This window comes from Salinicola salarius (genome assembly GCF_002179555.1).
Taxonomy (GTDB): Bacteria; Pseudomonadota; Gammaproteobacteria; order Pseudomonadales; family Halomonadaceae; genus Salinicola; species Salinicola salarius_A.
Genome location: NZ_NHOU01000002.1, coordinates 149,238 through 171,171 on the forward strand (window position 1 = coordinate 149,238; position 21,934 = coordinate 171,171).

The following is a 21,934-nucleotide window of genomic DNA, read 5'->3' on the forward strand; positions in this document are numbered from 1 at the left end:
CGCCGATTGCCGAACCTAACCGATACCCAGCCGGCGCCTCACCGCCTGCATCATGGTGAAGAGCCACGGCCACAGCAGAGACCCGATCAGCGCCGGCAGCAGGAATTCCAGGCTGACGGAGATCGGCCCGAAGATCGTGCGCAGCCACTGTTCCACCAACTGCGCGATACCCAGGAGGATGAACACCAGCACCGCCTGCTGCCAGATCGAATAGACCCGAAAGCGCTGATAGAGCAGCAGGAAAAGATAGGCCAATAGCGAGAGCACCAGTGCATTCTGCCCCAGCGGCGCGCCCTCGATCAGATCGAGCATCAGGCCCAGCACGAACCCATGCAGCACACCGACCCGCTGCGGCGTGGCGACACACCAGTAGGCCAGCAGCACACCCAGCCAGTCCGGACGCCATACCAGCCAGGCATCCGGCAGCGGCATCACCTGCAGGCAGAGCGCCAGCAGCAGCGTGAACCAGACGAAGAGATAACCGAAAGGCCCCATGCTCACTCCTGCTCCGTCGACTGCAGCATCAGCGCGGCGGTCAACGCCGCTTCACTGATACGATTGGCGTCGGGGTGCGCCGGATCGCCCGGCCAGACCACCTGCCGCGCCATGCGCTCCGGTCCGCTGAGGTTCTCGTCGGGACGCTCGGGGGGAAACAGCAGCAGGAAGTAGCGCGATCGCTCCGGCTGGGCAATCGGCTCGGCCGACACCTCCATGAATGCCTGGCTCGACTCGCGCTTGACCTCGTCGACTCGAGCCACCGGATATCCCTGCGGGAAACGCCCTCCTAGACCGGAAGTCACCAGCAAATCGCCTTCGCGAATGTCCGCCGTGGCCGGCACGCTGGGAATATTGAGCGTATCGAGTTGGCCGGTGCCCTGAGCGATGAAGCGCAGACCGTTACGATTGATCTCCACCGGCACGGCGTGGTTGGCATCGGCCACCATCAGCACGCGACTGGTATAGGCGGATACCGATACCACCTGACCGATCAGTCCAGAGGCGTCCATCACCGGCTGGCCGATGTAGACGCTGTCGCGGCGACCGCGATTGATCACCATCTGCTGGGTGAACGGATCGGAGTCCAGCGACAGCAGCTCGGCAGTGATGTAGGGCACATCGGCAGGATTGGGCGCGTTCAGCAGCTCGCGCAGGTGGATGTTCTCGGCGGTCAGGCTCGCCATGCGCTGCACGCGGTTGGAGAGCGTCAACAGCTGCTCGCGCAGCCGCCCGTTCTCGTCGATCAGCGCCTGCTGATCGGAGATCGCCATGGCGCTCCAGCGCATACCCTCACTCGGCAGCGCCACCAACCACTGAATGGGCGCCACGACCGTGGTCAAATGAGAACGCGCCGTCTCCACCGCACTGAAGCGATGTTCGGCAAACATCAGCCCGAATGCCAGCACCGCACACAACAGCATGCGGTACGTCGGTATCGGGCCGTAGGAAAACAGCGGTTTGATAGGCCTCACCCCCACCTACCGTGGACGGATGGCGCCACCCGGCGGCTTCATCCGTCGCGGCTGGCCTCAATCGCTGGAGAGCAGTTCGAAGGTATGCTGATCGATCATCTCGAGCGCCTTGCCGCCACCGCGTGCCACGCAGGTCAGCGGATCCTCGGCGATGATGACCGGCAGGCCGGTTTCCTCGGCAATCAGCTTGTCGATATCCCGCAGCAGGGCCCCGCCACCGGTCAGCACCAGGCCACGTTCGGCGATATCCGAAGCAAGCTCCGGCGGTGACTGCTCCAGCGCGCTCTTGACCGCGGTCACGATGGACGCCAGCGGCTCCTGCAGCGCATCGAGAATCTCCTGGGAGTTGAGCGTGAAGCTGCGCGGAATGCCCTCGGCCAGATTGCGGCCGCGCACATCGATCTCGCGCAGCTCGCCACCCGGATAGGCGCAGCCGACCTCTTCCTTGATCCGCTCCGCCGTGGCTTCGCCGATCAGGCTGCCGTAGTGACGGCGCACGTAGGAGGTAATTGCCTCGTCGAAACGGTCGCCACCCACACGCACGGATTCGGAATAGACCACGCCGTTGAGCGAGATGATCGCGATCTCGGTCGTGCCACCACCGATATCGACGACCATCGACCCCTGAGCCTCCTCGACCGGCAGACCGGCACCGATCGCGGCAGCCATAGGCTCCTCGATCAGATAGACATCACGCGCTCCGGCGCCCTCGGCGGACTCCTTGATCGCGCGGCGCTCGACCTGCGTGGACATGCAGGGAACGCACACCAGCACACGCGGACTGGGTGTCAGGAAGGTGCTTTGATGAACCTTGCGTATGAAGTGCTGCAGCATCTGCTCGGTAACGGTGAAGTCAGCAATCACGCCATCCTTCATCGGACGGATGGCGGTAATGTTACCGGGCGTGCGCCCCAGCATCCGCTTGGCGTCGAGGCCCACGGCCGCAACACTGCGCATGTTGCCGGATTGGCGAATCGCCACAACGGAGGGTTCGTCCAGGACGATACCGCGACCGCGGACGTAAATCAGCGTGTTGGCGGTTCCCAGATCGATCGACAGATCGCTCGAGAACAGCCCCCGTAAACGTTTAAACATGGAAACTTTTACCTAGTCCAGACCGGAACCCTGTGCGGACGCAAACGGTATCACCGTGGGGGTAAAGCAGCAAGCGCGAGCCTGCCAGATGGGGCGTGAATATGATAATGTCTCCTCCATTTCTTGACGTAGCGAACATGAGATCGCGAACCTTCGCGGCCTTTTCGCGACGAACGCTCCAGAGACGAATCGTTCCGGAGACGGAACCGCCGCTGATGCGGCGTCTTCGACACCAACGACGCGATGTCCCAACGAGAGGACCTTCACTACATGGCAATCGAACACTCGGACGTGTTGCGCGCAGCGCATCTGGCACGCCTGGGTCTCAACAGCGACGCCGAAGCGGCCGGCTATGTCGACGACCTGACCCGGATTCTTGAAATGGTCGACCGCCTGCAGGCCGTGGACACCGAAGGCGTAGCCCCCCTGTCTCATCCGCTCGACGCCACTCAGCGTCTGCGACCGGACGAAGTCACCGAGACCAACCAGCGCGAAACCTTCCAGGCCTGCGCGCCGGAAACGGCCGATGGTCTCTATCTGGTACCGCGCGTCGTCGAATAAGTTCGACGCTATGAGTAGCCGAATAAGTTCGACGCCGTGAATAGCCGAACGAGTTCGACGTCATGAACCGACAAACAAGTTCGACGCCGATGGCGAGACGATCAGGTTCGGCGCCACTTCTTCGATGGGCCGGCACCATTCGCCCCCCATTCTGCGTAGCGATTTGATTCAGGGAACTGCGACCCCATGCACCATATGACGCTCACAGAGCTCGCCAAAGGGCTCAAGGCCGGCGACTTTTCCAGTCGAGAGCTGACCACCAGCCTGCTCGACCGCATCGAGCGGCTGGATGGCGACATCAACAGCTTCATTACCGTCACTCGTGACCAGGCGCTGAGCGCCGCCGATGCCGCCGACCAGGCCCGCGCCAAGGGCGATTCACGGGCGCTCGCCGGCCTGCCCCTGGCGATCAAGGACATCTTCTGTACCCAGGGCATCCGTACCAGCTGCGGTTCGAAGATGCTCGACAACTTCCAGGCGCCCTACAACGCCACGGTGGTCGAGAAACTCGAAGCCGCCGGCATGATCAGCCTCGGCAAGACCAATATGGACGAGTTCGCCATGGGCTCGTCGAACGAATCGAGCTTCTACGGCCCGGTGAAGAATCCGTGGGACCGCACCGCCGTACCGGGCGGCTCGTCCGGCGGCAGTGCCGCCGCCATCGCTGCCGGCCTGGCCCCCGCCGCGCTGGGCACCGACACCGGCGGCTCGATTCGCCAGCCCGCCGCCTTCTGCGGCATTACCGGGCTCAAACCGACCTACGGCCGCGTCTCCCGCTACGGCATGATCGCGTTCGCCTCGAGTCTCGACCAGGGCGGCCCGATGGCCCGGAGCGCGGAAGACTGCGCCCACCTGCTGGGCGCCATCGCCGGGCATGACCTGCGCGACTCCACCAGCGTCGCCCGCGTGGTGCCGGACTATCTCGCCGAGCTGGACGCCCCGCTGGACGGACTCAAGATCGGCCTGCCCAAAGAGTATTTCGGCAACGGGCTCGATGCCGAGGTCGAAAGCGCCATCCGCGAGGCGATTCGCGTCTACGAATCCCTCGGCGCCAAGGTGTGCGAGGTGAGCCTGCCGCACACGCATCTGGCCGTCCCGGCCTACTACGTCATCGCCCCGGCGGAAGCCTCCTCCAACCTATCGCGCTACGACGGCGTGCGCTTCGGCCATCGCTGCGAGAATCCGGTCGATCTCGAGGATCTCTACAAGCGTACCCGCGCCGAGGGCTTCGGTGACGAGGTCAAGCGCCGAATTCTGATCGGCACCCACACTCTGTCCGAAGGTTTTTTCGACGCCTACTACCGCAAGGCCCAGCAGGTTCGCCGCCTGATCCGGCAGGACTTCGTGGACGCCTTCGAGGAGGTCGACGTCCTGATGGGGCCGGCCGCACCAACGCCGGCATTCGACCTGGGCGCCAAGAAGGACCCGGTCTCGATGTACCTGCAGGATATCTACACCATCGCCATCAACCTGGCCGGCATTCCGGGTATAAGCGTGCCGGCCGGGTTCGCCGGCAAGCGCCCGATCGGCCTGCAGATCCTCGGCCAGCATTTCGCCGAAAGCCAACTGCTCAACGTGGCCCATCAGTTCCAGCAGGCGACGGACTGGCACCGTCGGCACCCGACCGATCAGGAGACAACCTAATGCAGTGGGAAACCGTCATCGGGTTGGAAGTCCACGTCCAGCTCGCCACCCAATCCAAGATCTTCTCCGGCGCCTCGACCGCCTTTGGCGCCGAGCCCAATACCCAGGCCTGCGCCATCGACCTGGGCCTGCCGGGCGTACTGCCGGTATTGAACGAAGGCGCCGTGGCGATGGCCGTTCAGTTCGGCCTGGCGATCAATGCCGAGATCCCCGAGACTTCGCTGTTCGAGCGCAAGAACTACTTCTATCCCGACCTGCCCAAGGGCTACCAGACCAGCCAGATGGCCCAGCCCATCGTCGGCAAGGGCGAAGTGGAAATCGTGCTGGATGACGACGTGCGCAAGCGCATTCGCATTCATCACGCGCATCTGGAAGAGGACGCCGGAAAATCTCTGCATGAAGACTTTCATGGCATGAGTGGCATCGACCTCAACCGCGCCGGCACGCCGCTGCTGGAGATCGTCTCCGAGCCCGACATGCGCTCGGCCAAGGAAGCGGTAGCCTACATCCGTGCGATTCACGCCATCGTCACGTATCTGGGTATCTCCGATGGCAACATGGCCGAGGGCTCGATGCGCTGCGACGTCAACGTCTCGGTCCGCCCCAAAGGGCAGGAGACGCTGGGCACCCGCGCCGAGATCAAGAACGTCAACTCCTTCCGTTTCGTCGAGCGCGCGATCGAATTCGAGGTCGAACGCCAGATCGAGCTGATCGAGGATGGCGGCAAGGTCGTTCAGGAAACCCGGCTCTACGATCCGGACCAGGACGAAACCCGCAGCATGCGGACCAAGGAGGAAGCCAACGACTACCGTTACTTCCCCTGCCCCGACCTGCTGCCGGTGATGCTCGACGAAGCCTACATCGAGCACCAGCGCTCGACGCTGCCGGAGCTGCCCACCGAGAAACGCAACCGTTTCGAAACCAGTCTGGGGCTTTCCACCTACGATGCCGGCGTACTGTCGTCGACGCGCCCGATGGCCGAATATTTCGAAGCCGTACTGGCCGTCTGCGGTGACGCCAAGCAGGCCGCCAACTGGGTCCAGGGCGAACTTTCCGGGCATCTCAACCGCGAGAATATCGACATCAGTAACAGCCCGGTGACGCCGGAACAGCTCGGTGGCTTGATCAGCCGCGTGCTCGACGACACCATCAACGGCAAGGCTGCCAAGCAGGTCTTCGCCGCCCTATGGAACAACGAAGGCGCGAGCGCCGACGAGATCATCGACACCCGCGGCCTCAAGCAGGTCACGGATACCGGGGCCATCGAAGCGATGATCGATCAGGTGATCGCCGACAGCCCGGTTCAGGTCGCGCAGTACCGCGAAGCCGACCCGGAGAAGCGCGGCAAGATGATCGGCTACTTCGTCGGCCAGGTGATGAAAGCCTCTCGCGGCACCGCCAACCCGCAGCAGGTCAACGGCCTGCTCAAGCAGAAGCTGGACGAGGCTTGAGCGCCGTAGCGACCAGCCAACACTGAAAGAGAGGCCGACGGTGAAAGCCGCCGGCCTCTGTGGGTATTCATGATCGTCAGTCTTCGGTGACTGCCAGCGTTTTACCCTTCATCTCGCTGCCCGCCTTTTCCTGCCATCCGCTTCACTTCCCCTCTTCTCACTATTCGCTTCGGTTTATTCTTCGCGTCGTTTCACTGTCTGCCTCGTTTCATGACTCGTCTCGTTTCATGGCCCGAGGACTATCGACACGAGTATCACGCCAACTTTGGCGCTCGATGAGCTACGCCAAAAGTCGTATTCAGCAAAACCAAAGCCCCCTGCCACGAAAGACAGATTTCGCCGGGAATCGAGTCCGGCCATGCTAGCGACACCTTACGAGACTGGTGGATAGCCTCATGTCCGACAGCATGCCCCACAACACGCTCGAACGCTGGATCGGTAATCGGGAACAGAGCACGGATCATCTCGACAGTGCGCTGGTCGCCCGCGTCGCCGCCACCTTCGGCAAACCCTGCCCGGCCCCGGGCGAACCCTTGCCGCCACTGTGGCATTGGGCCTTCTTCCAGAACCCGCTCCCTGGCGATCAGTTGGGCGGCGACGGTCATCCGACCCGCGGCGGTTTTCTGCCCCCGGCAGACGACCGCAACCGCATGTGGGCCGGCGGGCGGCTCGCGTTCCTGACGCCGCTGAAAGCGGGCATCGAAGCCGAGCGTGCCTCGACGGTGACCGACATCCAGGAGAAGCACGGCCGCACCGGCTCGCTGCTGTTCGTGACCGTGCAACACGATTATTACCAGGCTGGCGAGCTCGCCATCCGCGAAGAACAGGACATCGTCTACCGCCAGCCAGCACCGCCCAAGCTGTCGCTCGACGAACCGATGCCGGCCGCGGACTGGACGCAGACCATCGAGCCCGATCCGGTTCTGCTGTTCCGCTACTCGGCGGTCACCTTCAACGGCCACCGGATTCATTACGACTGGCCCTACGTCACCGACACCGAGGGGTATCCGGGCCTCGTGGTGCATGGGCCGCTGATCGCCACGCTCCAGTTGCAAGCCTTCTGCGAGGCCAACCCCCAAGCCCGGCCCACACGCCTGGAATATCGCGGCCTGCGCCCGCTGATCGCCAACAAGCCCTTCCAGACCACCGGACGGATAACCGACGCCGGCCGTGCCGAGCTGACGGCAGGCAACGCGGACGGACCGGCGCAGCGCGCCACGGTCGAATTCCACAATAACGACAGCGCCGAACCCCAGGAGCCGACACACTCATGAACCAGCCCCCGACCATGAGCCATGATCCGATCGACCACGAGGCGCTGGAAGCGATCCGCGACGGCGTGCGCAGCCTGTGCCAGCAGTACGATGGCGAGTACTGGCGCCAGATCGACGAAGTCCAGGGCTTCCCCGAAACGTTCGTGACCGAGCTGACCGAAGCCGGCTGGCTCGGCGCGATGATCCCCGAGGCGTTCGGCGGCTCCGGCCTGGGTCTGCTTGAGGCCAGCGTGATCCTCGAGGAGGTCAACCGCTGTGGCGGCAACGCCGGGTTCGTGCACGGCCAGATGTACAACATGGCGACGCTGCTCAAGCACGGCAGCGAGGCCCAGAAGAGCGCGATACTGCCCAAACTCGCCAGCGGCGAGCTCCGGCTGCAATCGATGGGCGTCACCGAGCCCACCACCGGCACCGACACCACCAAGATCAAGTCCACGGCCGTGAAGCGCGGCGACAAGTACGTCATCAACGGCCAGAAGGTGTGGATCTCGCGCATTCAGCATTCGGACCTGATGATTCTGCTCGCCCGCACCACACCGCTGGCCGAGGTCAAGCGCAAGTCGGAAGGGATGTCGATCTTCCTGGTCGACCTGCACCAGGCGATCGGCAACGGCATGACGGTCCAGCCGATCGCCAACATGGTCGGCCACGAGACCAACGAGCTGTTCTTCGACAACCTCGAGCTGCCGGCAGATAGCCTGATCGGCGAGGAAGGCAAGGGCTTCCGCTACATTCTCGATGGGCTCAATGCCGAGCGCACCCTGATCGCGGCCGAGTGCATCGGCGATGGCCGCTGGTTCATCGACAAGGCCAGCCGCTACGCCAACGAGCGTATCGTCTTCGACCGGCCGATCGGCCAGAACCAGGGCGTGCAGTTCCCCATCGCCGAGGCGCATATCGAGGTGGAAGCCGCCGACCTGATGCGCTGGCGCGCCTGCCAGGAGTTCGACGCGGGCCTGCCGGCCGGCGCCAGCGCCAACATGGCCAAGTACCTGGCGGCCAAGGCGTCCTGGGAAGCCGCCAATGTCTGCCTGCAGACCCACGGCGGATTCGGCTTCGCCACCGAGTACGACGTCGAGCGCAAGTTCCGCGAGACCCGGCTCTATCAGGTCGCGCCGATTTCCACCAACCTGATTCTCTCCTACGTGGCCGAGCATCTGCTCGATCTGCCACGTTCGTTCTGACGCCGCAACCGCGAGGGAATGACCATGGATGCCACCCGAACCCTGGCCGCGTTTCTGGCCGAACTCCGTTACGAGCAACTGCCCGGCCATGTCGTCGAACGCTGCCAGGCGCTCTACCTCGACTGGCTGGGCTCGGCCCTGGCGGGCAAGGATCATGCACCGATCCCGCTGTTCGAACGCTACAGCCAGCTCATGGGCCCGAGCGACGGCGGCTGCCAGCAGCTGACCGACCGTCGCATGACCTCGCCCCACTTTGCCGCCTTCGTCAATGCCGCCGCCTCGCACGTGGTCGAGCAGGACGACCTGCACAACAGCTCCGTGCTCCACCCCGCCACCGTGGTCTTCCCCGCCGCGCTGGCGACCGCCCAGGATCTGGGTTGCAGTGGCCAGGATCTGATCACCGCCGCCGTCGCCGGTTACGAAGCGGGGATTCGGGTCGGCGAGTTTCTCGGCCGCTCCCATTACCGCATCTTCCACACCACCGGCACCGCCGGCACCCTGGCTGCCGCCGTGGCCGCGGGCAAGTTGATGAAGCTCGACACCGACGGCTTCGTGAACCTGCTTGGCAGCGCCGGTACCCAGGCCGCCGGGCTGTGGGAGTTTCTGCGCGACGCCGCCGACTCCAAGCAGCTCCACACTGCCAAGGCCGCGTCCGACGGCCTGCTCGCCGCCTACATGACCCACAGCGGCCTGACGGGCGCCCGACATGTTCTCGAAGGCCCCCAAGGCATGGCTGCCGGCATGTCCACCGATGCCGATCTCGACCGGCTGACGGATCGGCTCGGCGAACGCTGGGCGCTGGTCGAGACCTCGTTCAAGTTCCATGCCTCCTGCCGGCACACACATCCGGCAGCGGACGCCTTGCTGGCCCTGATGCAGCGAGAAGCCCTGGCTCATGACGATATCGAAACCGTCACGGCCAGAGTGCATCAGGCCGCGATCGACGTACTCGGCCCCGTGACCGACCCTCGCACCATTCACCAGGCCAAGTTCTCGATGGGTAGCGTGCTGGGGCTGATCGCCGTCCACGGCGATGCCAGCCTGGCCAGCTTCCGCGACCATGCGCTGCAGGACGAGGCCGTAGCCGACTTCCGCCGGCGGGTGTCGATGGTGCTGGACCCTGAGGTGGATGCGGCCTACCCGCGCCGCTGGCTGGGCCGGATCGACGTCACGACCCGCGACGGCCGCCAGTTGAGCGCAGCGATCGACGAACCCAAGGGCGACCCGGGCAACACCCTGAGCCGGGACGAACTGGAGGCCAAGTTCCGCCGTCTCGTGACGTTCTCGGGCGCGGCCAGTGACGATGAAACCGCCAAACTGATCGCCCATGCCTGGAACCTGCCGGCGCTCGACCGTCTCGAGCCGCTGCTGTGACCCGGCTCCTTACCCCTATCGAATTTCCGCTTTCCGGACAGGATCTGCCATGACTGCTCATCCCCCTCGTCCATTGGACGGCATCACCGTGGTCAGCCTCGAGCATGCCATAGCCGCGCCTTTCTGCACGCGGCAACTCGCCGATCAGGGCGCTAGAGTCATCAAGATCGAGCGCCCCGGCGTCGGCGACTTCGCCCGCGGCTACGACGAGCGCGTCCACGGTCTCTCCTCGCACTTCGTCTGGACCAACCGGTCGAAGGAGAGCCTGACGCTCAACCTCAAGCACGACGCTGCCGAACCGATTCTCTCCGATTTGCTCGCGGAAGCCGACGTGCTGGTGCAGAACCTGGCGCCGGGCGCCGCCGCCCGCATGGGGCTCGACTTCGACACGCTGCATGCGCAGTTTCCGCGCCTGATCGTGTGCGATATCTCCGGTTACGGCGAGGGCGGCCCCTACGAGACGAAGAAAGCCTACGACCTGCTGATCCAGAGCGAAGCGGGCTTTCTCTCCGTCACTGGCGGCCCGGGGCCGGACGAAATGGCCAAGGCGGGCTGTTCGGTCGCCGACATCGCCGCCGGCATGTACGCCTACAGCAACATCCTCTCGGCATTGCTGCTGCGCGGGCGTACCGGAGAAGGCTCTCACATCGACGTCTCGATGCTGGAGAGCCTGGTCGAATGGATGGGCTACCCGATGTACTACGCCTTCGACGGCGCAACCCCGCCGCCTCGTGCCGGCGCGTCCCACTCGACGATCTATCCCTATGGCCCCTTCCCCACCGGCGACGGCGGCACGGTCATGCTCGGTCTGCAGAACGAGCGCGAATGGCAGCTGTTCTGCGAGAAGGTAATGGAGCAACCGGCGCTGGCCCGGGACGAGCGCTTCGATGCCAACTTCAAGCGCTCCGAGAATCGTGCCGCGCTGCGCACGCTGATCGACGAAGTCTTTGCCGAACTCAGCGCAGAGCAGGTGATCGAGCGTCTCGAAAGCGCTCAGATCGCCAACGCCCACGTCAACGACATGGCGGGCGTGTGGCAGCATCCGCAGCTGGCGGCGCGGGATCGCTGGCGTAGCGTGATGACGCCCGGCGGAGAGGTGCCGGCAGCGCTGCCGCCCGGACGCAACGCGGCATACGAGCCCCGCATGGATGCCGTCCCCGCGCTCGGCCAGCATAGCGAGGCCATTCTCAAGCAGCTGGGCTATGCCGACGAGGACGTGGACAAGCTGCGCCAGGCCGGTACGATCTGAGCGGACCGGCTAATTCTCTCTCTATCGCCTTCGCCCGCGCCCTCATCCGCTCACACAAGGAAATGCGCCCATGACCTCGACCACCCTGCCCCGCTCGGCACTGTTCGTGCCGGCCAATCGTCCCGAACGCATCCCCAAGGCGCTCGGCAGCGGTGCCGACATCGTCATCGTCGACCTGGAAGATGCCGTCGCCCCCGAAGCCAAGCCGGAAGCGCGCCGCGCGCTGGAAGCCTTCCTCGACCAGGCGCCGGAAAAGGCCGTCTGGGTGCGCATCAATGCCGCCGATACCGCCGATTTCGACGCGGATCTGGCGCTGTGCCGGGATCGGCCCGGCATCGCCGGCCTCGTCGTGCCCAAGGCGGAGACGACCGAGGCACTCGCCCAGGCTGGCACCCTAGGATTGGCGCTGATGCCACTGATCGAAAGCGCCAGGGGCTTGCAGGCACTGCCCGAGCTCGCCCGCTCTCCCGGCGTCGTGCAGTTGAGCTTCGGCGCGCTGGACCTCGGCCTGGATCTGGGGATCGAGCCGGGTAGCGAAGGCGGCGACTGGATCTTGAATCAGGCCCGCTATCAACTGTTGTTGCAATCGCGCCTGGCCGGGCTCGCGGCACCGATCGAAACCGTACACCCCGAATTTCGCGACATGGCCGTCGTCGAACGCGCTGCCGGGCTGGCCGTCGAGATGGGTTTCAGCGGCATGCTCTGCATTCATCCGCGTCAGGTTGCGGTGGTCAACGATGCTTTCCAGCCCACCGTCGACCAGCTGGCCTGGGCGACACGCGTACTCGAAGCCGCCGAACGCGATGCTGGCGCCGGCCAGATCGACGGCCAGATGATCGATGCGCCGGTCATGGCCCGTGCCCGCCGGCTCATCGCCAGCGCGAAACGGGGCTGAACCCGGATTTTGCCGGAAGTCGGGAGGAGTATTTCCGTTCGACTTCCGGCTCTTCGAACGTCCGGCTCTCCACGCAACGGGGACGACGGTCAATTTCCGTCACGAGACGTTTTTCCACCAGCGCAACCTGCCGGAATATTTTCGATTCCCCTCGGCTCATCAACCCCGCATTTAGATCGACGACAATACCGGCGACGCCGCCTTTTCGATATTCCATAATCAATGTTAATCATTGAATTTAATGGATTTTTAATTCTCAAAGCGACGCAAAAATAATTACATCGCCCTATCTTATATCGACTTTTTAAACTTTTTAAACCAGAAAACGATGTTATCTTCCCTGATTTTCAGCGCCTCGACTCCCGCCAAAGGTTGAATATACGAGTCCATGTAATTCTCCGCATACTCCGCATGGCATCGCCAATAAGGTGTCTTCAAAGACGCCAAGACGACAGAACAAACTCAGGAGTGAAATGCCATGTCTCTCATCAATCCAAAAACCGTGGCTGGCGCGATCGGGGTTGCCATCCTGATGGGTGGCGTTGCTAGCGCTCAGGCGCAGGATCCCATCGTCATCAAGTTCTCCCACGTCGTGGCCGAGAACACGCCCAAGGGCCAGGGCGCGAAGATGTTCGCCGAGGAAGTGAAAGAAAAGCTCGGCGACCGCGTGAAGGTCGAGGTCTATCCCAACTCGTCGCTCTACGGCGATGGCAAGGAGATGGAAGCCCTGCTGCTCGGCGACGTGCAGATGCTGGCGCCTTCACTCGCCAAGTTCGAGCAGTACAGCCCCAGCCTGCAGCTCTATGATCTGCCGTTTTTGTTCGACGACATCAACGCCGTCGACCGTTTCCAGCAGTCCGACGAGGGCCAGGGCCTGCTCGATTCGATGCAGGATCGCAATATTCAGGGCCTGGCCTACTGGCACAACGGCATGAAGCAGCTTTCCGCCAACAAGCCGCTGCGTGAACCCGGTGATGCCCGCGGTCTCAAGTTCCGCGTGCAGGCCTCGGACGTGCTCGACGAACAGTTCAAGGAACTCCGTGCCGTCCCCCGCAAGATGAGCTTCGGCGAGGTCTATCAGGCGTTGCAGACCGGCGTGGTCAATGGTCAGGAGAATACCTGGTCGAACATCTACAGCCAGAAGATGCACGAAGTGCAGCCTTACATCACCGAGTCGAACCACGGGATCATCGACTACATGGTGATCACCAACGCCGACTTCTGGAACGGGCTGCCGGACGACGTTCGCACCCAGCTTGAAGAGATCCTGGCCGATGTCTCGCAGAAGGTGAACCAGCAGGCTTACGATCTCAACCAGGACGCCAAGCAGTCCATCGTCGATGCTGGTACCAGCGAGATCATCCAGCTGACTCCCGAACAGCGTAAAGAGTGGCGCGACGCGGTTCGTCCGGTGTGGGAGAAGTTTCAGGATGATATCGGCGAAGACCTGATCAAGGCTGCCGATAGCGCCAACCAGTCCGACGCCACCTCGTCTGAAAACAGCCAGTAATCGAGCCGAACCATGACACGTTTCCTGCGTGCCTGGGCGCATCTGGAGGAGGGCCTGGTGGCCTTCCTCCTCGCCCTCATGACCCTGGTGACCTTCAGCTACGTGATGGTCAACAACCTCTATACCGTCTTCTACGATGCGGCGGACCTGTTCCCGTTCGCGGAAACGCCGCTCTTCGCGATCGGTGATTTCATCATCGATCTGGCCCAGGAGATGACCTGGAGCATCGCCCTGACCAAGGCGTGCTTCGCCTGGCTGATCTTCCTGGGCATTGCCTACATCGTGCGCATCGGCGCCAACATCGGGGTCGACCTGCTCGTCAGGCTGCTGCCGGAGCGCTTGCGTCGCGCCGTGGGCATCCTGACGTGCCTGATCTGCATCGCCTACACCGCCCTGTTCGCCGTCTCCAGCTACACCTGGGTACAGGCACTGATGCGCGCGCGGATCGGGGCCGAGGATCTCGACCAGTACGGCGTGCTGCAATGGCATATCACGATCATCGTGCCGATCGGCTTCACGCTGGTCCTTATCCGCCTGATCGAGGTGCTGGTGCGCATGCTGCGCGGCAAGCAGATCACCATGGAATTGAGCAACGAGTCCACGGACGCCCTGAAGCTCAAGGAAGAAGCCAGCACTGAGGAGAAGTCGGCATGACCATCGCCTTTCTGTTCGTGGTGCTTTTCGGCCTACTCTTCCTCAACGTGCCGATCGCATTCTCGCTGGGCATTGCCAGTTCGTTGACGATCCTGCTGTTCAGCCAGGATTCCCTGAGCTCGCTGGCGATCAAGCTGTTCGAGACCTCAGAGCACTATACGCTGCTGGCGATTCCGTTCTTCATTCTCGCCGGCGCCTTCATGACCAGCGGTGGCGTGGCAAGAAGGCTCATCAATTTCGCCAACGCCTGTGTCGGGCACATTCGCGGCGGCCTGGCGATCGCTTCGGTACTCTCCTGCGTCATGTTCGCGGCGCTTTCCGGCTCCTCCCCGGCGACGGTCGCGGCAGTGGGCTCGGTGGTCATCGCCGGGATGGCGCGGTCCGGCTACACCAAGGATTTCGCCACCGGCATCGTCTGCAACGCGGGGACGCTAGGCATCCTGATCCCGCCGTCGATCGTGATGGTGGTCTATGCCACGGTCACCGAAAGCTCTGTCGGCAAGATCTTCGTCGCGGGTATCGTGCCCGGGCTGCTGCTGGGCCTGATCCTGATGGTGGCGATCTATATCGTCGCCCGCGTCAAGAAGATGCCGGCCCTGCCCCGCCCCTCGATCGGTGAATTTCTCTCCACGGCCCGCAAGGCCAGTTGGGGGCTGTTGACCATCGTGATCGTGCTCGGCGGTATCTACGGCGGCTTCTTCACGCCCACCGAGGCTGCGGCGGTAGCCGCCGTCTACGCCGGCTTCGTGGCCCTGTTCGTCTATCAGGACATCACCTTCAAGCAGTGCCCGGGCGTGCTGCTCGACGCCGCCAAGTTGTCGGTGGTGCTGATGTTCATCATCGCCAACGCGATGCTGTTCGCCCATGTGCTGACCACGGAGCAGATCCCGCAGACGATCACGGCATGGGTCGTGGATCAGGGCTTCTCGCCGATCACCTTCCTGCTGGTAGTCAATATCGTGCTGCTGGTAGCAGGATCGTTCATGGAGCCGTCGGCGATCATTCTGATCCTGGCGCCGATCCTGTTCCCGGTGGCGGCACAACTGGGCATCGATCCGATCCATTTCGGCATCATCATGGTGGTCAACATGGAGATCGGCCTGGTGACGCCGCCGGTGGGTCTGAACCTGTTCGTGGCTTCCGCCGTTACCGGCATGCCGCTGACGCGCACGATCCGGGCGGCTTCCCCCTGGCTGTTCTTGCTGCTCGGCTTCCTGCTGCTGGTCACCTACGTGCCATTCCTGTCGCTGGGCCTGCCCAACTGGCTGGGCATGCCTTAGCGAACTGGAAGAGGATCACACAACGCAACCACAGAGGGCGCCATCACGGCGCCCTCTTCGTTGAGCATGCCATCGCCCGGCTAGCCCAGCCACATGGGTCACATCGCTACTTGAACCACCAGGAAAGAATCAGCAACAGCAGCAGTACGGTGGCGATCGCCTGCCACACGTTCGCCGGCTCCCGCCACGGCGGGCGCCGGCTTTCGTCGTCGCCCTTGGGGGTCGCCCGCAGATGGTAGGCGAGCTCCGTGAGCCGCCGGAACCGCAACGCACGCAGCGGATCGAGCGAGCGCCGTAGTGCGTCGTCGAGATCCGTGCTGATCGCCGGATTGCTCAATTGGGCGCGGCGATAGGTCATCTGCTCCAGATCGGTATGGCTGCGCAGATGGTTGGGCAGCAGGGTGTAAGGCAGATGCCCGGTGAGCATCCAGTAGACGGTGGATGCCAGCGAATACTGATCGCTGCGACGGCCGACCTCGGTATCCAGCGCGTACTCCGGCGCACTGTGCTCGGTCAGGCCGACCTGACGCGCCAGCTGGCGTGCCTCGCCCTGGGCATCGCCTTCGCGCTTGTGACAGGCGCCGAAATCGGTCAGCACCAGATTGCCATGCCGGTCGATGAGAATGTTGTCCGGGTGGATATGCTGATGCAGCACGTCGTGACGATGCAGCGCCTGTACCGCCTTGACCAGCTGCCGCGCGATGTCGAGCCGCTGGTCGAGACTGGCCTGCGGATGCCTTCTCAGCCATTCGGTCAGCGTTTCGCCGTCGACATAGCTCATCAGGTAGTAGAGATAGCGGCGCGTTCTGGCCGGCTCCATCACCTTGACCACGAACGGCGAGTTGACGCGTTCGACGACCCACTGCTGCAGGCCGAAGTGTTCGAGATAGACGTTACGGGTCGAAAGCTCCGGACTCGGCGCCTTCATCACCATGTCGCGTCCGCTGCGCACGTCCCGCACATGGTAGAGACGCGCCTTGGCAGTGCGCGACAGCACCTCGACGACTTCCAGGCCATCGAGACGCTCGCCCTTGGCCAGCTCCGGCGGCACCGGCAGATGATGAAAGACGCGGGGCTGTTCGTCCGGTTCGTCGTCGGAGAGGCGATCGACCCTGACCAGCTGGAAGCAGAACTGGTTGGCGTTGTAGCCCCGCTCGATGGCACGCTGGTTGGCGGCTTCGGCCAGCCGTTCGCAGGCGGCGTCGAGATCGCTGACATCGGCGCGGATCAGTTGCACGTACTCTGAGGGCACCAGCGTGCCGCGGACGGCCTGGGTCATGAACAGGAAGAGATCGCCCTGCTTGAGAGGAAAGGTGGAGTAGTCGATATCGACATGGCCATCCATCCCCAGCGCCCGCGAAGGATAGCGATAGCCGCCCAGGTCGGTGACATGGTCGCGGGTCAGCTGTTCGAACTCCGCACCACGGATTCGATAGACCAGGGTATCGCCCATGTGGAAGAGATGCGCATCGTGCTGATGAAAGATCATCGCCGACAGCGAACAGATGTAGCTGCCGCCCTCGATATAGCCGCTCTGACTGTGGCACCAGCTATTCAGCGCCCGCAGCACGCGAGTGGCCGAGGTCTTGATGTCCCAGTGATCCGGCGTCGAGTAGTAGTCGGCCAGAAAGCCCCTGACGCTGAGGTCGCCGGCCTGCTTGGCGATCGAGTTGCGCCAGGTGGAATCGCTGATCAGCGCGCAGCCCCCCTTGGAGATCAGCTGCTCGCCCTGAGGGATTTGCACCGACATCGAGCTGCGATGACGATGCAGGTCCGGCGCGACGAAGGCCTGGCCATAGGTCAGTGACAGCGAACTCTTGGACAACGGGTTTCTCCCAATGGATCGACGAACGGCGAGTGATCGGGCAATCTCGGATTCACGACTGCAGGCGGCATCGGCTATCCCGCATGAACGGACGCCAATGCCCAGGTTGGTAATCGGCCTAGCCAGTTCGTATAATTCCCCCGATTTTCGCCCGCTGGTGTTCAACCTGCAAACCGCAAGGACTCAACGATGAGTTTCGACAAGATTCCCGCCGGAAAGGATCTCCCCAACGACGTGTACGTGGCGATCGAGATTCCCGCCAACCACGTGCCGATCAAGTATGAAATCGACAAGGACATGGACGCGCTGGTGGTCGACCGCTTCATGGCCACGCCGATGTTCTACCCGGCCAACTACGGCTTCATTCCGAACACCCTGGCCGATGACGGTGACCCGCTCGACGCGCTTGTCGTCACTCCCTACCCGGTCCAGCCCGGCAGCGTGATCCGCGCCCGCCCAGTCGGTGTGCTGAACATGTCCGATGAGGCTGGCGAGGACGCCAAGCTGGTCTGCGTGCCCCACGAGAAGCTGAGCACGCTCTACAACGACGTGCACGAGGTCACTGACCTGCCCGAGCTGCTGCGTCAGCAGATCGCGCACTTCTTCGAGAACTACAAGGATCTCGAGAAAGGCAAGTGGGTCAAGATCGACTCCTGGGACGGCGCCGACGCCGCCCGCAAGGCCATCGAGAAGGCCGTCGCCGCCTACGAGAACGAATAAGCGCCGCGACTGCTCATCGAGCCTCGGCGTCCGATCGAGGCTCTGATGAAACGATGAAAAAACGCCGTCCCGGCATCGAAACCGGGGCGGCGTTTTGCGTTACGGCTCATCGGCCGGTCAGGTCAGGCTCACAGTTGATTGCGGATCTTCTCGACCAGCTGAGACGCCCGCACCGTGTAGTTGGCCATCATCAGCGAGTGGTTGGCGAACAGCCCGAATCCGGAGCCGTTGAGAATGACCGGGCTCCAGACCCGCGCCTGGGAGCTCTCCAGCTCCGCCACCAGCTGATCGAAATCGGCGCCGACGCCGCTGCTTTCGATGGCATCGGCGTAATCGATTCTGGCGGCCTGCATCAGCTGCGCCAGCGCCCAGGTGGTGCCGCGGGCCTCGAAGAACACGTTGTCGATTCGCAGCCACGGCGTGCTGTCGTCCTGCTCATCGCCGTTCGGCGACTGACCGACGTTGGCGGCCAGCTGCCGGGTCTGGGCCTCCAGTCGCTGCTGAACCTGCGCCAGCCAGTCGGAGAGCGCCGAAGCATCGAGCGAAGCGGGTGCGTCAGTCGAAGCGGCAGCGTCCTGATTGGGCGCCCCCGGGCCGGCAGCATTCTCCACGGCGGTGAAGGCTTCGCCGAGATTATTGCGCGCCGCGCGCAACACGGTTTCGGAGGCCGGCCAGCGCCAGCTTTCCAGATCGCCGGCGAGCGATTCGTTGGCCTGCGCCAGCGGCGCATCGCCCGCGCTCAGCGCTTCACCCAGCAGGGTTACCGCATCGCGGACCTGCCGGGTCACGCCGGCTTCCCAGTTGGGCATGTTGTCGAGCCACAGACCGGGCGGCATCACATCGTTGCGAAGGTAGCCGCCGGGCTTGTCGAGCAGCGTATCGAGAATCGAGATGTTGCTGGCAAGAAGCGCTTCGCCAGGCGCGATGGCCGGCGGCGATTGGGCGTCATCGCCGCCGGTATCCACGCTCTGCGGGAACCCGCGCTGCATCTGGACCGCCTGCCTGGGGTCCGTCGGTGACGGCGTCCAGCTCCACCAGATGCCAAGAACGATGCAGACCAGCAGATAGATGACGACCAGTGCCACCAGCGGCTTCCAGATCCAGCCGTACTGGGGCGTTTCGAGAACCTCGGTGCGCGATAGCGGCGCCTTCTTGCGAAACAGGGCCATGGACGATCCTTGTGATTGCTGAGAGTGTGAAAGCCGGTCGTGACGATCGATCGTAAAACCGGCCCGGGAGGCCAGCGTCAACGGAAACAGGGTTGGGATAGGATTGACTCTATCCTATCATGCTCCCCGTCACACGCAGCTCGTCTTTCGCTGCATATCGGCCTACTGCGCTGTCGCCGCGGCACTTTTCTCGCACCTTGCGATCAAAGCGTCATTCGCCTTTTGATAAGTACGTACGCGGTAAGCACGTACGCGGCATGCCTTGGTTCATCATGTCACCATCGCCGGGCACGCCAGGTCTGCGCTTTCATCGTTGTCAGGAATTCATGTTTTGACGTCACGCTTTTACGGATGTCTCCTGGTGCTCGGCTACTGCCTGTTGGCAGCCCTTGCCCCAGCCCAGGCCCAGGACTCTCCCGCTTCTTCGAATCAGGTCGCCTTTTCCGCTCGCGGCGGCAACGAGTTCCTGCCGGTCGACCAGGCCTTTCATGCCTACGCCTGGCATGACGATGAACGGGTCTATGTCGGCATCCGCAACCAGCCCGGCTACTATCTCTACCGTCATCGCTTCGGCCTGGAAAGCCGCCAGCCCGAGATCGCGTTAGGATCGCTCCGGATCCCGCCCGGCCAGTTCAAGCACGATCCCTATCTGGGCGATGTCCACGTCTTCCATGATCCGGTCGAGATCAGCGCACCGCTGGCCGACAGCGCACATTTCGATCCCGAAGCACCGATACCGATCACGCTCTCCTTCCAGGGTTGTGCCGATGCGGGGCTCTGCTATCCCCCCGAGCACTGGACGCTGACCGCCAAGGCCGGGCCGCCGCCCGCCGCCTATCGCGATGCCAGCAGTGACGCCAAGGCCTCGCCGATCCTATCGCCGGCTTCCGGTCCCGAGGCCACCCGCGATCCTTTTTCCGCATCGCCCGGAGACGAACCGCTCTCGAATTCGGCCGCCGTCCCCGAAGCGTCCATCTCCGAAACGTCTATCCTCGAAGCGTCTATTCCCGAAACGTCTAGACCAACGGTGGCCCCGTCGCCCGATTCAGCCAGCGAGAGCTCCGCGCTGCCGATCGCCACCGCCGATGGCCAGTTTCAATCCCTGCTCCGTGAAGGCCTCGGAGCGAGCACGCTGGGGCTTTTCTTCCTCGCGGGGCTAGGGCTGACCTTCACCCCTTGCGTGCTACCCATGCTGCCGATCCTGACCTCCATCATCGTGGGCCAGAGCGCGCGTCGCGGGCGGGCGCTGCTGCTGTCGACGAGCTATGTGATCGGCATGGTCTCGACGTTCACGCTGCTCGGCACGTTGATGGGCGTCTTCGGCGCCTCGCTCAATCTCCAGGCGCGGCTGCAATCCGGCTGGATACTGATCCCCTTCGCGCTGCTGTTCGTGCTCTTCGCGATAGCGATGTTCGGCGCGTTCGACCTGCGGCTGCCCAACGGGATCAGCCAGCGGGTCGATACCTGGCAAGGCCGACTGCAGCGTAGCGGCCCGCTCGGCCTGGCCGCGGCCGGCGCCCTGTCGGTGCTGGTGGTTTCGCCCTGCGTCTCCGCACCGCTGGCGGGCGCGCTGGTCTTCATCTCCTCCACCGGCGACGCCCTGGGCGGTGCACTGGCGCTACTCGCGCTCGGCGCCGGCATGGGGGTGCCGCTGATTCTCGTCGGGACTTTCGGCGGGCAGTGGCTACCCCGCACCGGCGCCTGGATGAAAGGCATCAAGGCGTTGTTCGGCGTGATGCTGCTGGGTGTCGCGATCTGGCTGGTCGAGCGCCTGCTGCCGGCACCGGCGGTCTTGCTGCTGTGGGGAGCGCTGACGCTGGGTTGCGCGCTGGCACTGGGCGCGCTGGATCGACAGATCGGCGGCGGCTGGTCGCGGGTCCGCCAGGCGGCCGGCTGGGTACTGCTGGTGTGGGGCGTGGCGATGATCTGGGGCGCGGCCCAGGGCAGTGGCGATCCACTGCGCCCGCTATCGGGATCGAACACCGAGGCATCTTCGGAGGCATCGAACCTGACCTTCGAGACCGTCAATCACCTCGACCAGCTCGAGTCGGCGCTGGCCTCGGCGCGAGCCAGCGGGCGGCCGGTGATGGTCGACGTCAGCGCCGACTGGTGCATCTCGTGCAAAGTGGTGGAGCAGACGGTCTTCCCCGCGCCGGCCGTGGCCGAACGCCTGGCGGATTTCACATTGATCCGCGCCGACGTGACCCAGGACACCGCCGCAAGCCGCACGCTGCTCGAGCACTACCAACTGTTCGGCCCGCCGGCGCTGCTGTTTTTCGCCGACGGCACGGAGCTTCGACGGGCCCGCATCCAGGGGGAAGTCGACGCCGAAGCGCTGGCTCGCCACCTGAACGCGGTGAATCGGCTGGCACATGACCGCGCTTCAGCGGCGTCCGGTTCTTAGTTCTTAGTTCTTGGCTCTCGGTTCCTGGCTTTCTGCTCCAGTTCTCAGTTGCTGTTCAGGGTTCTTCGCCGTTAACCCTCGGCAAGGGGAACCAAGCATTAACGAACATCGTTCGATGGTGAGGGTGGACACTCTCAGCATTTTTCGGCAAACTTCGACACCAACGAAAACGGTGC

18 protein-coding genes are annotated in these 21,934 nt (G+C 63.7%); 13 read left to right on the forward strand and 5 right to left on the reverse strand.

The genetic code is table 11. From position 1 onward, the window contains the following. Positions 1-15 precede the first annotated feature (15 nt). The 3 genes from mreD to CCD76_RS02395 are packed head-to-tail and all read right to left on the reverse strand — an operon-like array spanning position 16 to position 2,564. Positions 16-495, reverse strand: coding sequence for a rod shape-determining protein MreD (gene mreD / locus CCD76_RS02385; RefSeq protein WP_087717945.1), 480 nt, complete (start codon positions 493-495; stop codon positions 16-18). Positions 496-497: 2 nt separating this feature from the next. Beyond that, positions 498-1,469, reverse strand: coding sequence for a rod shape-determining protein MreC (gene mreC / locus CCD76_RS02390; RefSeq protein ID WP_256961047.1), 972 nt, complete (start codon positions 1,467-1,469; stop codon positions 498-500). Between the two features lie 57 nt (positions 1,470-1,526). Then, positions 1,527-2,564: a rod shape-determining protein gene (locus CCD76_RS02395; protein WP_087717947.1), complete on the reverse strand. Its 1,038-nt coding sequence runs from the start codon at positions 2,562-2,564 to the stop codon at positions 1,527-1,529. A 270-nt stretch (positions 2,565-2,834) separates the two neighbouring features. Between CCD76_RS02395 and gatC the strand changes: the two genes are divergently transcribed. From gatC to CCD76_RS02450, 11 genes are all read left to right on the forward strand, one after another. Next, entirely contained in the window at positions 2,835-3,125 is a 291-nt protein-coding gene (gene gatC, locus CCD76_RS02400; RefSeq protein WP_087717948.1) for an Asp-tRNA(Asn)/Glu-tRNA(Gln) amidotransferase subunit GatC, read from the forward strand. A gap of 186 nt (positions 3,126-3,311) precedes the next feature. Beyond that, positions 3,312-4,769, forward strand: coding sequence for an Asp-tRNA(Asn)/Glu-tRNA(Gln) amidotransferase subunit GatA (gene gatA, locus CCD76_RS02405; RefSeq protein WP_087717949.1), 1,458 nt, complete (start codon positions 3,312-3,314; stop codon positions 4,767-4,769). Further along, positions 4,769-6,220, forward strand: coding sequence for an Asp-tRNA(Asn)/Glu-tRNA(Gln) amidotransferase subunit GatB (gene gatB, locus CCD76_RS02410; RefSeq protein ID WP_087717950.1), 1,452 nt, complete (start codon positions 4,769-4,771; stop codon positions 6,218-6,220). Before gatA ends, gatB begins: the two co-directional genes overlap by 1 nt. Positions 6,221-6,615: 395 nt before the next feature. After that, on the forward strand, positions 6,616-7,494 hold the full coding sequence (locus CCD76_RS02415; RefSeq protein WP_256961048.1) for an FAS1-like dehydratase domain-containing protein: 879 nt from the start codon (positions 6,616-6,618) through the stop codon (positions 7,492-7,494). After that, entirely contained in the window at positions 7,491-8,678 is a 1,188-nt protein-coding gene (locus tag CCD76_RS02420; RefSeq protein ID WP_256961049.1) for an acyl-CoA dehydrogenase family protein, read from the forward strand. The genes CCD76_RS02415 and CCD76_RS02420 overlap by 4 nt, the downstream gene beginning before the upstream one ends. A gap of 24 nt (positions 8,679-8,702) precedes the next feature. Beyond that, entirely contained in the window at positions 8,703-10,052 is a 1,350-nt protein-coding gene (locus CCD76_RS02425; RefSeq protein ID WP_218776948.1) for an MmgE/PrpD family protein, read from the forward strand. Between the two features lie 49 nt (positions 10,053-10,101). Next, positions 10,102-11,301: a CaiB/BaiF CoA transferase family protein gene (locus CCD76_RS02430; protein ID WP_071232918.1), complete on the forward strand. Its 1,200-nt coding sequence runs from the start codon at positions 10,102-10,104 to the stop codon at positions 11,299-11,301. A gap of 70 nt (positions 11,302-11,371) precedes the next feature. After that, on the forward strand, positions 11,372-12,196 hold the full coding sequence (locus CCD76_RS02435) for an HpcH/HpaI aldolase/citrate lyase family protein (protein ID WP_087717952.1): 825 nt from the start codon (positions 11,372-11,374) through the stop codon (positions 12,194-12,196). Between the two features lie 478 nt (positions 12,197-12,674). Continuing rightward, a complete protein-coding gene (locus CCD76_RS02440) occupies positions 12,675-13,706 on the forward strand; it encodes a TRAP transporter substrate-binding protein (RefSeq protein WP_071232920.1) in 1,032 nt (343 codons plus the stop codon). A gap of 12 nt (positions 13,707-13,718) precedes the next feature. Next, on the forward strand, positions 13,719-14,360 hold the full coding sequence (locus CCD76_RS02445; RefSeq protein ID WP_071232921.1) for a TRAP transporter small permease: 642 nt from the start codon (positions 13,719-13,721) through the stop codon (positions 14,358-14,360). Beyond that, positions 14,357-15,640 (forward strand): TRAP transporter large permease, encoded by a 1,284-nt coding sequence (locus CCD76_RS02450; protein ID WP_087717953.1) that lies wholly within the window; start codon positions 14,357-14,359, stop codon positions 15,638-15,640. Before CCD76_RS02445 ends, CCD76_RS02450 begins: the two co-directional genes overlap by 4 nt. Positions 15,641-15,746: 106 nt before the next feature. On the opposite strand, the gene CCD76_RS02455 is transcribed toward CCD76_RS02450, so the two are convergent. Then, positions 15,747-17,465, reverse strand: a complete 1,719-nt coding sequence (locus CCD76_RS02455; RefSeq protein WP_087717954.1) for a bifunctional protein-serine/threonine kinase/phosphatase — start codon at positions 17,463-17,465, stop codon at positions 15,747-15,749. 189 nt (positions 17,466-17,654) lie between these two features. Between CCD76_RS02455 and ppa the strand changes: the two genes are divergently transcribed. Then, entirely contained in the window at positions 17,655-18,185 is a 531-nt protein-coding gene (gene ppa / locus CCD76_RS02460; protein WP_087717955.1) for an inorganic diphosphatase, read from the forward strand. 128 nt (positions 18,186-18,313) lie between these two features. Here ppa and CCD76_RS02465 read toward each other — a convergent pair whose 3' ends face one another. Further along, positions 18,314-19,354, reverse strand: a complete 1,041-nt coding sequence (locus tag CCD76_RS02465) for a DUF2333 family protein (protein WP_087717956.1) — start codon at positions 19,352-19,354, stop codon at positions 18,314-18,316. Positions 19,355-19,685: 331 nt separating this feature from the next. On the opposite strand from CCD76_RS02465, the gene dsbD reads away from it, so the two are divergent. Then, complete coding sequence (dsbD, locus tag CCD76_RS02470) at positions 19,686-21,758, forward strand: protein-disulfide reductase DsbD (RefSeq protein WP_179208819.1); 2,073 nt, start codon at positions 19,686-19,688, stop codon at positions 21,756-21,758. The last annotated feature ends 176 nt before the right edge of the window (positions 21,759-21,934 follow it).

Excerpts from the sequence above, each read along its gene's own strand:
- mreD (WP_087717945.1), bottom strand. The coding sequence starts at position 495 with ATGGGGCCTTTCGGTTATCTCTTCGTCTGGTTCACGCTGCTGCTGGCG.
- CCD76_RS02395 (WP_087717947.1), bottom strand. The coding sequence starts at position 2,564 with ATGTTTAAACGTTTACGGGGGCTGTTCTCGAGCGATCTGTCGATCGAT.
- gatC (WP_087717948.1), top strand. The coding sequence starts at position 2,835 with ATGGCAATCGAACACTCGGACGTGTTGCGCGCAGCGCATCTGGCACGC.
- gatA (WP_087717949.1), top strand. The coding sequence starts at position 3,312 with ATGCACCATATGACGCTCACAGAGCTCGCCAAAGGGCTCAAGGCCGGC.
- gatB (WP_087717950.1), top strand. The coding sequence starts at position 4,769 with ATGCAGTGGGAAACCGTCATCGGGTTGGAAGTCCACGTCCAGCTCGCC.
- CCD76_RS02415 (WP_256961048.1), top strand. The coding sequence starts at position 6,616 with ATGTCCGACAGCATGCCCCACAACACGCTCGAACGCTGGATCGGTAAT.
- CCD76_RS02420 (WP_256961049.1), top strand. The coding sequence starts at position 7,491 with ATGAACCAGCCCCCGACCATGAGCCATGATCCGATCGACCACGAGGCG.
- CCD76_RS02425 (WP_218776948.1), top strand. The coding sequence starts at position 8,703 with ATGGATGCCACCCGAACCCTGGCCGCGTTTCTGGCCGAACTCCGTTAC.
- CCD76_RS02430 (WP_071232918.1), top strand. The coding sequence starts at position 10,102 with ATGACTGCTCATCCCCCTCGTCCATTGGACGGCATCACCGTGGTCAGC.
- CCD76_RS02435 (WP_087717952.1), top strand. The coding sequence starts at position 11,372 with ATGACCTCGACCACCCTGCCCCGCTCGGCACTGTTCGTGCCGGCCAAT.
- CCD76_RS02440 (WP_071232920.1), top strand. The coding sequence starts at position 12,675 with ATGTCTCTCATCAATCCAAAAACCGTGGCTGGCGCGATCGGGGTTGCC.
- CCD76_RS02445 (WP_071232921.1), top strand. The coding sequence starts at position 13,719 with ATGACACGTTTCCTGCGTGCCTGGGCGCATCTGGAGGAGGGCCTGGTG.
- CCD76_RS02450 (WP_087717953.1), top strand. The coding sequence starts at position 14,357 with ATGACCATCGCCTTTCTGTTCGTGGTGCTTTTCGGCCTACTCTTCCTC.
- ppa (WP_087717955.1), top strand. The coding sequence starts at position 17,655 with ATGAGTTTCGACAAGATTCCCGCCGGAAAGGATCTCCCCAACGACGTG.
- CCD76_RS02465 (WP_087717956.1), bottom strand. The coding sequence starts at position 19,354 with ATGGCCCTGTTTCGCAAGAAGGCGCCGCTATCGCGCACCGAGGTTCTC.